This window comes from Enterovibrio norvegicus, assembly GCF_002876705.1.
Taxonomy (GTDB): Bacteria; Pseudomonadota; Gammaproteobacteria; order Enterobacterales; family Vibrionaceae; genus Enterovibrio; species Enterovibrio norvegicus_B.
This window is the reverse complement of the sequence record NZ_MDAG01000045.1, coordinates 1-710: the sequence shown is the minus strand read 5'-3', so window position 1 is coordinate 710 and position 710 is coordinate 1. Positions and strand designations below refer to the sequence as shown.

Annotated in this window: 1 protein-coding gene; it reads right to left on the bottom strand. The window is 48.3% G+C overall.

Features of this window, described 5'->3' with window-relative positions:
• Positions 1–710, bottom strand: a 710-nt coding sequence (locus tag BCT27_RS18550; protein ID WP_241908599.1) for a GTP-binding protein, incomplete at both ends; no start/stop codon positions are given.

Sequence of the window (710 nt, the reverse complement as noted above, 5' to 3'; positions counted from 1 at the left end):
AACTGTGGACGGTAGCCTTTGAAGAACGGAGTATGACGGCCGCCTTCATCTTTCGACAGAACGTAGATTTCTGACGTGAAAGTAGTGTGTGGAGTGATTGAACCTGGCTTAGCAAGTACTTGACCACGTTGAACTTCATCACGCTTAGTACCACGTAGAAGAACACCAACGTTCTCACCAGCACGGCCTTCGTCAAGAAGTTTACGGAACATCTCAACACCAGTACAAGTAGTGGTGATGGTGTCTACGATACCAACGATAGCAACTTCGTCACCTACGCGTACGATACCTTGCTCAACACGACCTGTTACAACAGTACCACGGCCTTGGATTGAGAATACGTCTTCGATTGGCAGGATGAATGGCTTATCGATAGCACGCTCTGGCTCTGGGATGTAAGAATCCAGTGCTTCAGCTAGCTCAATGATTTTCGCTTCCCACTGCTCTTCGCCGTTCAATGCACCTAGTGCAGAACCTTGAATTACTGGGCAATCGTCGCCTGGGAAGTCGTACTCAGAAAGAAGTTCACGAACTTCCATCTCAACCAACTCTAGAAGCTCTTCGTCGTCAACCATGTCACACTTGTTCATGAAAACAAGGATGTAAGGAATACCAACTTGGCGACCTAGAAGGATGTGCTCACGAGTTTGTGGCATAGGACCATCAGTTGCCGCAACAACTAGGATACCACCGTCCATTTGCGCAGCACC